The organism is Shimia sp. FJ5 (genome assembly GCF_032918335.1).
GTDB classification, from domain to species: Bacteria; Pseudomonadota; Alphaproteobacteria; order Rhodobacterales; family Rhodobacteraceae; genus Shimia; species Shimia aestuarii_A.
Genome location: NZ_JAWJUV010000001.1, coordinates 295786 through 309385 on the forward strand (window position 1 = coordinate 295786; position 13600 = coordinate 309385).

13 protein-coding genes are annotated in these 13600 nt (G+C 62.2%); 7 read left to right on the forward strand and 6 right to left on the reverse strand.

All coding sequences use genetic code 11. The features are described 5' to 3' along the window. The first annotated feature begins 120 nt into the window (after positions 1-120). The 4 genes from R1W01_RS01620 (at position 121) to R1W01_RS01635 (ending at position 5036) form a co-directional block, all read left to right on the forward strand. The gene (locus R1W01_RS01620) at positions 121-1107 is read left to right on the forward strand and encodes a 2-hydroxyacid dehydrogenase (RefSeq protein WP_243611251.1); all 987 of its coding nucleotides are present in this window, start codon (positions 121-123) and stop codon (positions 1105-1107) included. Positions 1108-1182: 75 nt separating this feature from the next. Continuing rightward, positions 1183-2970 carry a gamma-glutamyltransferase gene (ggt, locus tag R1W01_RS01625; RefSeq protein WP_297757236.1) on the forward strand — a complete coding sequence of 596 codons (1788 nt, stop codon included), beginning with the start codon at positions 1183-1185 and terminating at the stop codon, positions 2968-2970. A gap of 60 nt (positions 2971-3030) precedes the next feature. After that, entirely contained in the window at positions 3031-4437 is a 1407-nt protein-coding gene (locus R1W01_RS01630; RefSeq protein WP_297757240.1) for an FAD-binding oxidoreductase, read from the forward strand. Between the two features lie 8 nt (positions 4438-4445). Continuing rightward, a complete protein-coding gene (locus R1W01_RS01635) occupies positions 4446-5036 on the forward strand; it encodes a Spy/CpxP family protein refolding chaperone (RefSeq protein WP_297757243.1) in 591 nt (196 codons plus the stop codon). Positions 5037-5108: 72 nt separating this feature from the next. Here R1W01_RS01635 and panB read toward each other — a convergent pair whose 3' ends face one another. Continuing rightward, complete coding sequence (panB, locus tag R1W01_RS01640) at positions 5109-5918, reverse strand: 3-methyl-2-oxobutanoate hydroxymethyltransferase (protein WP_317275017.1); 810 nt, start codon at positions 5916-5918, stop codon at positions 5109-5111. Further along, the gene (panC, locus tag R1W01_RS01645) at positions 5915-6760 is read right to left on the reverse strand and encodes a pantoate--beta-alanine ligase (protein ID WP_297757249.1); all 846 of its coding nucleotides are present in this window, start codon (positions 6758-6760) and stop codon (positions 5915-5917) included. The genes panB and panC overlap by 4 nt, the downstream gene beginning before the upstream one ends. 195 nt (positions 6761-6955) lie before the next feature. Here panC and R1W01_RS01650 point away from each other — a divergent pair, with 195 nt between their 5' ends. The 3 genes from R1W01_RS01650 (at position 6956) to R1W01_RS01660 (ending at position 10536) form a co-directional block, all read left to right on the forward strand. Continuing rightward, positions 6956-7096, forward strand: coding sequence for a hypothetical protein (locus R1W01_RS01650; RefSeq protein ID WP_297757252.1), 141 nt, complete (start codon positions 6956-6958; stop codon positions 7094-7096). A 137-nt stretch (positions 7097-7233) separates the two neighbouring features. Continuing rightward, positions 7234-9741, forward strand: a complete 2508-nt coding sequence (locus R1W01_RS01655; protein WP_297757254.1) for an FAD-dependent oxidoreductase — start codon at positions 7234-7236, stop codon at positions 9739-9741. Continuing rightward, positions 9742-10536, forward strand: coding sequence for a hypothetical protein (locus R1W01_RS01660; protein WP_297757257.1), 795 nt, complete (start codon positions 9742-9744; stop codon positions 10534-10536). Between the two features lie 33 nt (positions 10537-10569). Here R1W01_RS01660 and R1W01_RS01665 read toward each other — a convergent pair whose 3' ends face one another. The 4 genes from R1W01_RS01665 to R1W01_RS01680 form a co-directional block, all read right to left on the reverse strand. Further along, positions 10570-11166: a DUF937 domain-containing protein gene (locus R1W01_RS01665; protein ID WP_297757260.1), complete on the reverse strand. Its 597-nt coding sequence runs from the start codon at positions 11164-11166 to the stop codon at positions 10570-10572. 124 nt (positions 11167-11290) lie between these two features. Next, positions 11291-11629: a carboxymuconolactone decarboxylase family protein gene (locus R1W01_RS01670; RefSeq protein WP_297757262.1), complete on the reverse strand. Its 339-nt coding sequence runs from the start codon at positions 11627-11629 to the stop codon at positions 11291-11293. A 102-nt stretch (positions 11630-11731) separates the two neighbouring features. Continuing rightward, on the reverse strand, positions 11732-12394 hold the full coding sequence (locus R1W01_RS01675; protein WP_297757265.1) for a DUF938 domain-containing protein: 663 nt from the start codon (positions 12392-12394) through the stop codon (positions 11732-11734). After that, complete coding sequence (locus R1W01_RS01680) at positions 12394-13470, reverse strand: NAD(P)/FAD-dependent oxidoreductase (protein WP_297757267.1); 1077 nt, start codon at positions 13468-13470, stop codon at positions 12394-12396. The genes R1W01_RS01675 and R1W01_RS01680 overlap by 1 nt, the downstream gene beginning before the upstream one ends. Between the last annotated feature and the right edge of the window lie 130 nt (positions 13471-13600).

Consider the following 13600-nt stretch of genomic DNA (forward strand, 5'->3'; position numbering starts at 1 on the left):
GCCCCGACATTTGTTTTTCGTTTTTTTCTGCTCTATCGGTCAGCGGGTTCTTGTAGCCCGCCGATGTGTGTTGCACTGTGTCACCAAAGCGCTGTTTTGAAAAGGATTGGGAGGTCCCGTATGCCCAAGGAACGTCTGAGTGTTGTCGTGACGCGACGCTTGCCAGAAGCGGTCGAGACCCGGTTGTCCGAACTGTTCAATGTGAAGTTGCGCGACGACGATGCCCCGATGAGCCGGGGAGAGCTTGTGGATGCGGTGCGCGAGGCGGATGTGCTTGTCTCGACCTTGTCCGACACGATTGACCAATCGCTCTTGGCTCAGGCCGGGGATCGGCTCAAGTTGATCGCGAATTATGGCGCAGGCGTTGACCATATCGACGTCGAAACCGCGCGCAGCCGTGGTATTCTTGTGTCGAATACGCCGGGCGTCGTGGCCGATGATACAGCGGATATGACCATGGCGATGATCATTGGTGCGACGCGTCGCATCCCCGAAGGGATGCGCCTTCTGGCCAAGGGCGAGTGGACGGGCTGGGCGCCGAACGCGCTTCTTGGTCGGCGGATCAGCGGCAAGCGCCTCGGGATTCTCGGGATGGGCCGGATCGGGCAGGCCGTCGCCAAACGGGCGCAGGCCTTTGGGATGCAAGTCCACTATCATAACCGTCGCCGCTTGCGCCCGGAGATCGAGGAACAGTTCGAGGCGACCTATTGGGAGAGCCTTGATCAGATGGTGGCGCGGATGGATGTGCTGACCGTGCATTGCCCGCATACGCCGGGGACGTTCCACCTTATGAATTCCCGTCGGCTGCGGCTCATGAAGCCGGAGGCCTATCTTGTGAACACCTCGCGCGGTGAGGTGATCGACGAGAACGCGCTGGTGCGGTCGCTCAAGGCGGGCGACATCGCAGGGGCGGCGCTTGATGTGTATGAGCGGGGCACCGATATCAACCCCGACCTTGTCGCGCTTGAGAATGTGGTGCTGCTGCCGCATATGGGATCGGCGACGATCGAAGGACGGCTCGAGATGGGCGAGAAGGTTCTTATCAATATCAAGACCTTCGACGACGGGCACCGTCCGCCGGACCTTGTCGTGCCGGCGATGCTCTGAGCCAGCGCGCACAAAATTGACCTGCGGTTTCGCGCGCCCATGATACAGTCAGGATGCGCGAAACGGAGGGATTTCATGACACATCGCAGTTTGCGGGCCGCTGTGGCGGCGATGGCTCTGGTCGCTTGGCCGGTGTTTGCACAGGAACAGGCCGATACGGTCGCGCCGGAGGGGCGCACGGTGGTTGGGGCAGCGGTTCTGCCGGGCCTGGTGGCGTCGCAAGCGGAAAAAGACGCCGGTCGCCCGGTTGAGGCCGAGGACTGGATGGTGGTTGCGGCGCATCCAGAGGCCGTGGCTGCCGGAGCGAAAATCCTGCGCACAGGTGGCACGGCGGCGGATGCGATGGTCGCGGTGCAGGCCGTGCTTGGCCTTGTCGAGCCGCAAAGCTCGGGCCTTGGCGGCGGCGCGTTCCTTGTCTGGTATGATGCCGCAAGCGGCACGGTCACGACTTTGGACGGGCGCGAAACCGCGCCCTTGGCAGCGACGCCGCAGCTCTTGCAGGATGCGACGGGCGAACCGCTTGGGTTCTTTGAGGCTGTGGTCGGTGGGTTGTCCGTCGGCGTGCCGGGGACGCCGAAGCTCATGGAAGCGGCGCAGGCGCGCTGGGGGCGGCAGGAGTGGGCCGGGTTATTCGATGATGCGGTCCGGCTCGCGGAGGAGGGTTTTACCGTTTCGCCGCGCATGGCGGAATCGGTCGCGCGGGATGCGGAGCGACTGGCGGTGCATCCAGAGACGGCGGCCTATTTCCTACCCGGTGGTGCGCCGGTTGCGGCGGGGGATGTGCTGCGCAATCCCGCTTATGGGGAAAGCCTGCGCGCTTTGGCGCAAGAGGGGAGCGCGCCGTTCTATACCGGACGGTTTGCGACAGGCATTGTCGAGGCGGTGCAGGGCGCGGCCAAGCCGGGCAAGCTCACGCCTGTGGACCTTGCGCTTTACGAGGTGAAGGAGCGGACGGCGGTCTGTGCGCCCTATCGCGGGTTCGATGTCTGCGGCATGGGACCACCGTCCTCGGGAGCGTTGGCCGTTGGGCAGGCGCTTGGCATTCTGTCGCCTTATGACATGACGGGGCTTGGCCCGGAAAACCCACAGACTTGGCGGTTGATCGGGGATGCGACGCGGCTCGCCTTTGCGGACCGGGGGCGATACGTGGCCGATAGCGATTATGTTCCGGTGCCTGTTGAGGGGATGCTCGCGCAGAGATACCTGACGGATCGGGCGGAATTGCTGCGACCCCAGCGGGCGCTTGAGCGCGCAGAGCCGGGCCAGCCAGCGTTCGATCACGCGCTCCACTGGGCCGATGACGAGGAACGCGCGGCGCCATCGACCTCGCATATCTCTATCGTGGATGCTTATGGCAACGTGTTGTCGATGACGACCACAATCGAGAACGGCTTTGGCAGTCGGGTCATGGCGAATGGCTACCTGCTTAACAACGAGCTGACGGACTTTTCGTTCCGGTCGCATCGGGGGGGCGTGCCTGTGGCCAATGCGGTCGCACCGGGCAAACGGCCGCGTTCGTCCATGTCCCCGACCATCGTCTTGTGGAAGGGCGACCCGGTGCTGGCCGTGGGATCGCCGGGTGGCAGCCGGATCATTCCCTACGTTCTGACCACGATCATTGCCTATATCGATTGGCAAATGGATGTGCAGCAGGCGGTCTCGTTGCCGCATATGGTCAACCGGTTTGGCACCTATGACCTTGAGGAGGGGCGAGTGCCGGAGGCGATGGTGTCGGCGCTTGCCGAGATGGGGTTTGAGACCCGCGAGAGGGCGCTGAACTCTGGGTTGCACGCGATTTCCCTTGAAGGCGGATTGCGCGGCGGGGCGGACCCGCGTCGCGAGGGGCTTGCCTTTGGCGAGTAGCCCTTGCAGGCCCAGCAGGGAAAGCAGATAGTGCGCGGCGCAAAGTGAGGGGAAACATCCATGGTCCAAGCAACCGATCTGCCACGAAACGAGACGGGCATCGCCGCCGTTCTTGGCGTCTTGAAGCAGCGATTTGGCGAGAAATGTCAGACCGGGGAGTCGATGCGCGAACAGCATGGGCATACGACCACTTGGATCAAGAACCAGTTGCCGGATGCGGTTGTCTTTCCGAAAAGCACCGAGGAAGTGGCCGAGATCGTAAAGACCTGTGCCGCGCATAAAGTGCCGGTTATCGGGTTCGGCACGGGCACCTCGCTTGAGGGGCATGTGAATGCGCCAGCAGGCGGGATTTCCATTGATTTGATGGAGATGAACGAGATTCTCGCGGTCAATGCCGAAGACCTCGATTGCGTGGTGCAGCCGGGTGTGACGCGGGAACAGCTCAATACCTACCTGCGCGATCAGGGGCTGTTCTTTCCGATTGATCCCGGTGCGAATGCCTCGCTTGGTGGGATGACGGCGACGCGGGCGAGCGGCACCAACGCGGTGCGCTATGGCACGATGAAGGACAATGTGGTGTGTCTTGAGGTGGTCACGCCGCAGGGCGAGATCATCCGCACCGGGACGCGGGCCAAGAAGTCGAGCGCAGGCTATGACCTGACGCGGCTTATGGTGGGCTCGGAGGGGACATTGGGCCTCATCACTGAGATCACGCTCAAATTGCAGGGTATTCCCGAGGCAATGTCCTCGGCGCGGGTGTCCTTCGAGAGCCTCGATGCGGCCTGTCAGGCGGTGATGATGACGATCCAATACGGCATCCCCGTGGCGCGGATCGAGCTTCTCGATACGCTATCGGTTCAGGCGGTGAATGCCTATTCGAAGCTTTCGCTGCCCGAGGCGCCGTTGCTCCTCTTGGAGTTCCATGGCTCCGAGAGCAGCGTGGCGGAGCAGGCGGAATTGTTTGGCGGCATTGCCGAGGAATTTGGCGGTACGGGGTTCGAATGGACCACCAGCGCGGAAGAGCGCAACAAGCTCTGGCAGGCGCGCCACGATGCCTATTGGGCGGGGGTCGCGCTGCGCCCCGGTGCGAAGGGGATTTCGACCGATGTCTGTGTGCCGATCTCGCGGCTTGCGGAATGCGTTTCTGCGGCACAGGCGCGGCTTGATGAGCTTGGGTTCATTGCGCCCATCGTGGGCCATGTGGGGGATGGGAATTTCCATTGCCTGCCGCTTGTCGATGTGGAGAACCCAGAAGAACTTGCCAAGGCGGATGACTTCATCGGTTGGCTCAACGATCTGGCGATTGAAATGGGCGGCACGTGCACCGGTGAGCATGGGATCGGACAGGGCAAACGGCCTTATCTCGTCAAGGAACTTGGCGGGGCGGTCGATATGATGGCCGCGATCAAGCGGGCGATTGACCCCGATAACATCATGAACCCCGGCAAGATCCTTCCGGACGCATGAGGGTGGCGATGAAGACACTCGGTTTACTTTCGGCTTTCATGGCGATGACCGCCGGGGCGGTCTCGGCGCAGTCGCATGGGCATGGCGCCCATCAGCCTTATGCCGGGTTCGAGGGGCGCGCGATCAAGAGTCTTTCGGAGGAAGATCTTGCGCAGTTGCGGGCCGGAAAGGGCTGGGGGCTTGCACTTGCAGCGGAGTTGAACGGCAAGCCCGGTCCGGCGCATCTTCTTGAATTGCAGGCGGAAATCGGTCTTTCGAAGGAACAGGTTCGCGCCATTGAGGCGCTTTTTGCCGAGATGCAGAGCGAGGCGGTCGCAGCGGGCGACCGGTTTATCGACGCCGAAGCGGCGCTCAGCGATGCGTTTGCGGGCGATAGCCTAGATGAGGCGACGTTGCGCGGGCTGCTTGAGGCGTCAGGCAAGGCGCGGGCCGATCTGCGGTTCGTGCATCTGCGCCAGCATTTGGCGACGGTGGAGATTCTCGAACCAGAGCAGATCGCGGCCTATAACCGCCTGCGCGGTTACGCGAGCGATCCATGTGACGCGGTGCCGGAAGGGCATGACCCGGATATGTGGCGCAAGCATAACGGGTGTGATTGAGAGTCGAGGCCTCCGGCGGGAGTACTTTACCAGAGAAGAAGAAAGGGCGCCGGTTAGGGCGCCCTTCGTGGTTTAGCGATAGACCTGATCTTCGCCGGGGAAGGAGCGGTCCTTGACCTCTTCTGCGTATTGCTCGACGGCGCGTTCGATGGCGGGGCCGAGATCGCCATAGACCTTGACGAATTTTGGGGTCCATTCGTTCAGGCCGAGCATATCTTCAAGGACGAGGATTTGCCCGTCGCATTCAGCCGACGCACCGATGCCGATGGTGGGAATGTCGATCTGTTTGGTGATGCGCGCGGCGAGCGGTTCGACCATGCCTTCGAGCACGATCGAGAAGGCACCCGCCTCGGCGACGGCCTTGGCGTCTTCTTCGTGTTCGGCCCAGCTCTCTTCATCGCGGCCTTGCGTCTTGAAGCCGCCCATCACATGGCTCGACTGCGGGGTGAGGCCGATATGGGCCATGACGGGGATGCCGCGCTCGACGAGGAAGCGGATGGTTTCGGCCATACGCTTGCCGCCTTCGAGCTTCACCGCGCCGCAGCCGGTTTCCTTCATGATCTTGGCGGCGTTGCGGAAGGCAACGCCGGGGCTTTCCTCATAGGTGCCAAAGGGCATGTCTACGACAATCAGCGCCTTTTGCGTGCCGCGCACCACGGCCTTGCCGTGCATAATCATCAAGTCGAGGGGCACGCCGACGGTGCTTTCCATGCCGTGCATCACCATGCCGAGGCTATCGCCGACGAGGATGAAGTCGGCGTATTTGTCGACGATGGCGGCGGTGTGGGCGTGGTAGGAGGTCAGCGACACGATGGGCTCGCCCCCTTTGCGCGCAGCGATCTGGGGAACGGTGTTGCGGCGGATTTTGGCTTGAGTGCTCATGGTGTGACGACCCTTTGATCAATCAGAAGAATGCCGCCGAATTCAGCCGAAAGCATGATGGCGGCGGGGGTGGTGAGGGGGCCGGAGAGATCGGAGAGATCTTCGGCGCCCACGATGTCGAGCCCGCGCAGGGTTGCGCGGGGTTCGGCATGTATGGTGTCGGAGATGAGGCTGTGCAGGGCTTCGATGGTGGTGCCCTGGCGTGCTGCCTGTTCTGCAGCATCGAGCGCGCTGGAGAGCACGAGGCCGGCCTTCCGGTCCTCGGCGCTGAGGCGGACGTTGCGCGAGGACATGGCGAGGCCATCCGGTTCGCGCACTGTTGGCACGCCGCGAATCTCGATCGGGAAGGCGAGATCTCGGGTCATGCGCTTGATGACCTGAAGTTGTTGATAGTCCTTTTCGCCGAAACAGGCGATGTCGGGCTGCACGAAGTTGAAGAGACGCGCGACAACGGTGGTCACGCCGCGGAAATGGCCGGGGCGCACGAGACCATGCAGCATATTGGCCATGCGGGTGGTCTCGACAATGGTTTCATCCCCCTCGGGGTAGACCTCTTCGACCGATGGGATCAGCACGAGATCGACGCCCGCCGCTTTGAGCATGGCGAGGTCGCGCGCCTCGTCGCGAGGGTAGGCGTCGAGGTCCGCGGCCTCGCCGAACTGTGTCGGATTGACGAAAATCGTGACGACGACGCGATCGGCCGCGGATTTGGCGGCGGCGACCAGCGCCATATGGCCTTCGTGCAGGAAACCCATGGTCGGCACGAGGCCAACGCTTTCCCCGGCGCGGCGGAATTCGGCCACGGCAGCGCGGCAATCGGCGATGGTGCGGCAGGTTTTCATAAGGTGCGCAGTCTCCGGTCTTTCTGCGTGTTTTCTTAGCAGGGGGCGCTGCGCTGCGGCAAGCGCTATAGCGGGAAGCCGTGATACTACGGGCGCAGCGTCATTGCCTGAACGATGCCGCAATTCCTCCGTGAGAGCGCCGTGTTGCCGTGCGAGACTCTTCGTCATGGGGGCAACGATGTGAGGATTGAGACAATGCGCAAACCCTTTCTCTTCGTGCTAAGCGCCGGGTTCCTCTTTGCCATGGCGGCCTACCAAGCCCAAGTTGAACCGCCTCAGGAGATGGCGGGCTATGCCTTCAAGCCGGGCAAGATCGAGGTCGAGACGCTCCAATAACGGCTGGGCGCGCGGCGAAAAAATGTCATTCCGCGCCGATGGGTCGGTTTTCGGCGATTTTCGGTCGGCTGAAACCGCCGCGAGGATCATTGTTTTGTCAGGGTGTGGCAAGATAATTCCTCGGGAGTCGGTAGGACATGAAAACCCAAGTCAAAGCTCTGATCGTCGGCGGCGGTGCCGTCGGCACCTCCATTGCCTATCACCTGGCCAAGGCTGGCTGGGACGACGTGATGCTCATTGAACGCGATGAACTCACCAGTGGCAGCACATGGCACGCAGCCGGCCTTTTGCCGTTGTTCAACATGTCCTATGCGACCACGCATATTCACCAGTACTCGGTCGACTTCTACAAGACCCTCGAAGAGGAAACGGGCCTCAATGCCGGCTTTGCGGTTGTCGGCAACCTGCGCATGGCGCAGACGCAAGAGCGTATGGACGAATACATGCTTTATGCGTCGACCGCAGAGACCTGTGGCGTCGCCTATGAGTGGCTGACCCCGGACGAGATCAAGGCACGTTGGCCGCTGATCCAGACCGACGATCTCAAGGGGGCGATCTATCACACCGAGGATGGCTACATTAACCCCGCCGATGTGACCCAGGCGATGGCCAAGGGCGCACGTCAGCGCGGCGTCGAGATCGTTCGGAAGCTTCAGGCCGATGCCTTCCACTGGACCGGCACCCATTGGGAAGTCACCTGCACCAAGATGGTCGAGAAGGGCGGCAACCTCGTTGAATCCGACGAGCAGGTTGTCATCACTGCCGAGCATGTCGTGACGGCATCGGGCAACCACGCGCAGCGCACCGCCAAGATGCTTGGCATCAAGATGCCCGCGATCCCGGTTGAGCATACGTTCATCGTCATGGACAAGGATCCGGAACTCGTCAAATGGCGCGAAGCGGGCAATCCCGAGCACCCCGTCGTGCGCGACGCGGACAATGAATCCTATGCCCGCGAAGAGCGCGGCGGCTGGATCCTCGGCATCTACGAACGCGGTGCGCCTGCGCGCTTCGAACATGGTGTGCCGGATAGCTTCCGCGCCGACCTTTTCCCGCTCGACCTTGACCGGATTGCCGAGCAATACATGGCGATGGCCGAACGCGTGCCGTCCTGTGCCGAATCCGGTCTCAAGGACGATTTCAACGGTCCGATCTGTTATACGCCGGACGGCAACCCGCTGGTTGGCCCGGCACCGGGGCTGCAAAACATGTGGCTTGCCGAAGGCTTCTCCTTCGGGATCACCGCAGCAGGCGGCACGGGCTACTACCTCGCACAGATGATGGTCGACGGCGAAGCCGAGATCGACATGGCGAGCCTCGACCCGAAACGGTATTCGCAGAACTGGATGACCACCGAGTTTGCGGCACGCAAGAACGAAGAATGCTACGAGCACGTCTACATCCTGCACCACCCGGACGAAGAGCGCCCGGCATGTCGTCCGCTGCGCACCGCGCCGGCGTTTGACCGCCAGAAGGCGAAAGGCGCGCAGTTTGGTTGGGTCAACGGTTGGGAGCGTCCGAACTATTACGGGCCGCTCGATGCACCGGAAAACTTCGATCACGATGCGCGTAGCTTCCGCCGAGGTGGCTGGTGGCAATATGCCGTGGACGAGGCCAAGGCGATCCGTGAAGGCGTTGGCCTGATCGACGCCACCGCCTTTACCAAGCACGTGGTCAAAGGCCCCGGCGCGACGCAGTTCCTCGACTGGTTCACCTGCAACAAGCTTCCGAAGGTGGGACGCATCAACCTGACGTATGCGCTGACGTCGGCAGGCACGACGCGCACGGAATACACCATCGTGCGGCGCGGCGAGGATGACTATTATCTCGTCTCAGCCGGTGCATGGACCGAATACGACGCCGATTACCTGCGCAAGGCAGCCGCCGAGAAGGCCGAAGAGTTCGGCTATATCGAGATCCAGGATGTGACCACGCAATGGGGCGTCTTTGCCATCGCGGGCCCGAAATCGCGCGATGTTCTTAAGGAAATCATCAGCGACGCAGACCCGGAGACCGCGCTTTCCAACAAACGATTCCCGTGGCTTTCGGCGCGCGATATCGAGCTTGGCATGTGCCCGGTGCGTGCGATCCGCGTGGCCTATACCGGCGAGCTTGGCTGGGAACTTCACCACCCGATCGAAATGCAGAACTACCTTTGGGATCTGCTCAACACGGCGGGCGAAAAGCATGGTCTGAAACTCGTCGGTGCGCGGGCTCAGAACTGGTTGCGTCAGGAGAAATCCTATCGTGCGTTCGGCAACGAGCTTGGCCGTGATGCGACCCCGGCGGAAGCCGACCTGCCGCGGTTCATCGACCTCGAGAAGGATTTCAACGGCAAGGATGAGATGGTCGCCAAGGGCATTCGCTCGAAATGTGTCACCGTGCTCATCGATGGTCCGGAGGATGCGGACCCCTGGGGCCGTGAGGTTCTCTATGCTGAAGATGGCACCCGCGTGGGACGCTTGACCTCGGGCGGCTACTCGGTCGCGTTCGAGAAGAGCATCGGCATGGGTTATGTGCGCCCGGAACTCGCGGTTGAAGGGACGAAGCTGAAGGTTAAGATGCTTGATAAGCTCTGGGATGCGGTCGTGACCTGCGACAGCCCCTATGACCCGAAGAACGAAACGATCCGCAAGGATGGCTAGATGCGCGCTTCGCGCCAGATAATCCTCTTCGTGATCGCCATGGCAGCTCTTGTTGCCATGGCGTTTTTCGATCGCAACCCCCTTGTCCGGCAGGCCGAGGCCTATGCCGAGGATATCGCCACCTCGAGCGCGGTTCTTTATGTCTCGCTGCGCGGTGTGAATGCTTTTCTTTCGGCTGCGCAGGAGATCGAGGTCGGCGGATCGCTTGTCGTGCAGGGCACGGCGCAGCCCTTCAAGGTGCTCGAACCCATCGACGACACGGTCGAGCGCATCTCGGATATCGTTTTTTACGTGATGGTGGTGACCGGCATTCTCTCGGTTACGCTTGGCCCGGCGAGTGCGGTTGGGGCGGCGCTTGTGGGGGTGGCGTTGATCGTTTGGCTTCTTGAAAAGCGTATGGGGGCCGGGCGGCGGGTGACGGAGATCACGCGTAGCCTTGGCTGGTATGGGGCGATACTGGGCGTGGCGGTGCCGCTTGCCTTTGTCTTGGCGAGCCTTTTCGCCGATGCCATGACGCGCGACGTCTGGGCCGAGAACGAGGCCATTCTCGAAGAGATCACCGGCTCTATTGCGCCCGTCGTCGTGGAGGAAGATGCGCGGGGCTGGGGCGTATGGGAGGATGCCAAGGAGTATTCCCGGTTGGCCTCGGCGCTTGTCGATCGGGCGGACGCGTTGATCGCGAGCTATGTGACGATCCTGTCGGTCTTTGTGTTCCGAATCCTGATCCTGCCGATGATGCTTTTGGGCGGGTTCGTCCTTGTGGTTCGGATGTGGGCAAAGCCGCGCGCGGCCTGACCCCGGCGCCTAGGCCGGGGCCGAACCCGCGTCTTACTTGAGGAACTTGCCGAGCAGATCATCGACGACCGAGCCGTCTCCGTCATCGTCGAGCATATTGGTCAGCATAGAAAGATCGGGCCCGCCTTTAGCGCCGCCGCCCAAGAGACCTGCCGCCATGCCGAGCAGACCACCACCACCAGAGGACGCTCCGCCGAGCATCGAGGAGATCGAGTCATCGGGAAGCGACTTTTGCATGCCGCCTTGGGCCATTGCGGCGAGGGCGGGTAGGATCTGCTGCACCATGGAGAAGTCGAGCCCGGATTTCTCGGCGGCGACACCTTCGAGCGCAGCGCGGCCTTCCTGACCTCCGAGGAGCGAGTCGAGGAATGCGGCGCCTTGGGCCTGACCTTCGGCGGATGCGGCGGCTGAAGCATCTTCGAATAGCGCGCCTTGCGTTTCGCCTTGGAAATTGCCCAGCAGCGCATCCAGTCCGCCCGAGGCGGCTTTTTGCTTGGCCGCGCCGCTAATCGCGGGGGCGAGCATCTCGGCAATTTCGGCGGCCTTGTCGGTGCCGATCCCGAACTGGGATGCGACATTGGCGAGGCCCTGACCGTTCTGGGCTTGTTGCAGGAGAGAGAGAATCGACATTCTGAAATTCCACTTCTTTGTATCGTCGCGACGATTAGATCAGGGAATGTCGATCCATTTCAGGGGAAAATCAGGCGCCTTGCCGCAGGCGTCTCGAGGGCCGCGTGAAGCGGCCCTTTCATGCTCATTCTTTGGTCAGCGCGTCGTAGCACTCGAGCGCCTTGGCGGCATACATCATGGCCGGGCCACCCCCCATCTGGATCGTCATGGCGAGCACGTCGCCGACCTCTTCGCGGGACGCACCGGCACGCACCAGCGCCTCGATATGCAGGGCGATGCAAGCCTCGCATTTGACCGCGACCGCGATGCCGAGAGCAACGAATTCCTTCTGCTTGAACTCGAGAACGCCACCTTCCTTAACCGCCTTGCCGAGGGCACCGAAAGCGCGGGTCGTATCGGGGATGGTCTTGTTCAGGGCGCGCAGTTGGTTGCGAGTCTTGTCGAGCGTGTCATTCCAGGACATGGGCGTCTCCAATGATTGTGTGCATCGGTTGGAGACCACGCTTCGCCTGTGTGTTCTTTGATTAAGATCAGATAGACCTTTGAAAAGCTGGCGTTCCTCGCGTCAGCCCGGTTTGCGCCAGAAGATCGCGAGATTATTCGCCGGCATTTCCACCATATCCTCGTAGTCGAGCCAAGAAGACAGCCCCCATTCGACGACGTCGAAATCGCTCTTGTACCCAATCTCGGGGTCTTGTGAGACGAGGCTTGCGTGGAAGGCTTCGTCGCCCGCACTTGTCAGTTCTTCATCGCGCATGAAGGGGCCGTAGATCATCAGGCGGCCACCCGGAGCAAGGGCTTCGGCGGCTTCGGAGATCAAGATGCGGGCCTCTTTCGTGGAGATGAGATGCAGGAGATTGGCAAGGCAGATGAAGGACTTGCCGCCATGTTCCGCGCCCCAACCGGGGCTTGTCGCATCGAGCGCGATGGCGGGGGAGAGGTTCGGAAGGTTGGCCGATGCCGCGTAGGCGTCAATGCTTTTGCGGCGCTCGGCGTCGATATCGCTTGGTTGCCAGTGGAGGCCGGGGAGGGCAGCTGCCAGTGCGGCGATATGCTGGCCCGTGCCGGAGGCGATCTCGAGCGCGACGCCCGTCATTTCGCCTGCGACATCCCCTATAAGCGAGACGATGGCTTCGGCGTTGCGCGCGGCGGAGGGGGCAAAGAGGCGGCCTTCGGCATCGGGCGTGGCGACTGAGGCGCTATCGGGCAGGTTCAGGCGTTTGGGCATCAGGCAAACCTATGCGGATCAAGGGCAGCGCGGGTTGTCTCGTCGAGTTCGGACGGCGCACCAGAGACGATATCGGCCAGAAGCTGCGATGCGGCGGGGGCCGTTTGGAACCCGTAGCCGCCTTGCCCGGCGAACCAAAGGAACGCGGGATCGTCAGAAGCCGGGCCGATCACGAGGTTGCGGTCCGGCGCAAAGGTGCGAAGCCCGGCCCAACTGCCTTCGAGGCGGGTCACGGGTTCGGTGACGTATTCTTCGTAGCGGGCAAGACCCTCGGCCAGCACCATGTCATCGGCCCAAGCGTCATAGGGGTCTTGCAGGTCTTCGTCGGCAGGCGAGACAAGGAATTTCCCGGCGTCGGGTTTGGCGTACCAATCTTCGTGCGCGCCGATAATCATCGGCCATTTGCTCACATCATGGCCACCTGGCGCGGGCAAGCGCGCCATGGAGCGGCGCAACGGGGTAAAACCGAGGGGTTTGATCCCGGCCATGCGGGCGATCTCGTCGACCCATGCTCCGGCGGCGTTGATGAGGGTGCGGGCCTCGTGGTCGGTGCCGTTCGAGGTCACGCTCCAGCCGCTTTGGGTGCGGCGGATGGCGGTGACGTCCTGGCCCGTGATGACCGCACCGCCGTTGTCGCGCACGATTGAGGCAAAGACCTGAATTTCTCGATCTGTGTCAATGTCATAGGCTTCGTCGTGATAGGCGGCAAAGCCGATCACATCGGGGTTCAGGATTGGCACCAAATCATAGGCACGGGCAAGCGGGATCGGGTCCATGTTGAGGTCAATGCAGGCCGCCTCAAAGGCGGCGGCGTCCTCAGATTTACCCACAAGCATCAAGCCGCGCGGCGACAGGAACCCACCGTGGGCATTGGCGTGGAAATCGGCGCTCGCCTTAGACAGGGCAACGGTGGAGTCGAGGCCATAGTTCGCCTCGAACAGGGCCGCCGACCGGCCAGAGGCGTGATAGCCGAGCGCGGGTTCGCGTTCGAGAAGAAGGGTCTTGCCAAGCTGGGCGAGACGGGCGGCTGCGGACGTTCCGGCGATGCCGCCGCCGATCACGAGGAAATCGTTCATGCGTTTTTCAGTCTGTCTTGGGCCGGTGGCGGCGCGAGTCATGGCGCGACGTTGCCATGGTTTCAGGGCTAGGGAAAGGGGGGCAAAGCCGCGAAAAACGGGGGTCTGTATCGCGTCGGTATTACGTCGG

Bases quoted from the DNA above. Each gene is read 5' to 3' on its own strand.
- panB (WP_317275017.1), bottom strand. From the start codon at position 5,918: ATGAGCACTCAAGCCAAAATCCGCCGCAACACCGTTCCCCAGATCGCT.
- R1W01_RS01675 (WP_297757265.1), bottom strand. From the start codon at position 12,394: ATGCCCAAACGCCTGAACCTGCCCGATAGCGCCTCAGTCGCCACGCCC.
- R1W01_RS01620 (WP_243611251.1), top strand. From the start codon at position 121: ATGCCCAAGGAACGTCTGAGTGTTGTCGTGACGCGACGCTTGCCAGAA.
- R1W01_RS01680 (WP_297757267.1), bottom strand. From the start codon at position 13,470: ATGAACGATTTCCTCGTGATCGGCGGCGGCATCGCCGGAACGTCCGCA.
- R1W01_RS01635 (WP_297757243.1), top strand. From the start codon at position 4,446: ATGAAGACACTCGGTTTACTTTCGGCTTTCATGGCGATGACCGCCGGG.
- R1W01_RS01655 (WP_297757254.1), top strand. From the start codon at position 7,234: ATGAAAACCCAAGTCAAAGCTCTGATCGTCGGCGGCGGTGCCGTCGGC.
- R1W01_RS01630 (WP_297757240.1), top strand. From the start codon at position 3,031: ATGGTCCAAGCAACCGATCTGCCACGAAACGAGACGGGCATCGCCGCC.
- R1W01_RS01670 (WP_297757262.1), bottom strand. From the start codon at position 11,629: ATGTCCTGGAATGACACGCTCGACAAGACTCGCAACCAACTGCGCGCC.
- R1W01_RS01665 (WP_297757260.1), bottom strand. From the start codon at position 11,166: ATGTCGATTCTCTCTCTCCTGCAACAAGCCCAGAACGGTCAGGGCCTC.
- panC (WP_297757249.1), bottom strand. From the start codon at position 6,760: ATGAAAACCTGCCGCACCATCGCCGATTGCCGCGCTGCCGTGGCCGAA.
- R1W01_RS01650 (WP_297757252.1), top strand. From the start codon at position 6,956: ATGCGCAAACCCTTTCTCTTCGTGCTAAGCGCCGGGTTCCTCTTTGCC.
- R1W01_RS01660 (WP_297757257.1), top strand. From the start codon at position 9,742: ATGCGCGCTTCGCGCCAGATAATCCTCTTCGTGATCGCCATGGCAGCT.
- ggt (WP_297757236.1), top strand. From the start codon at position 1,183: ATGACACATCGCAGTTTGCGGGCCGCTGTGGCGGCGATGGCTCTGGTC.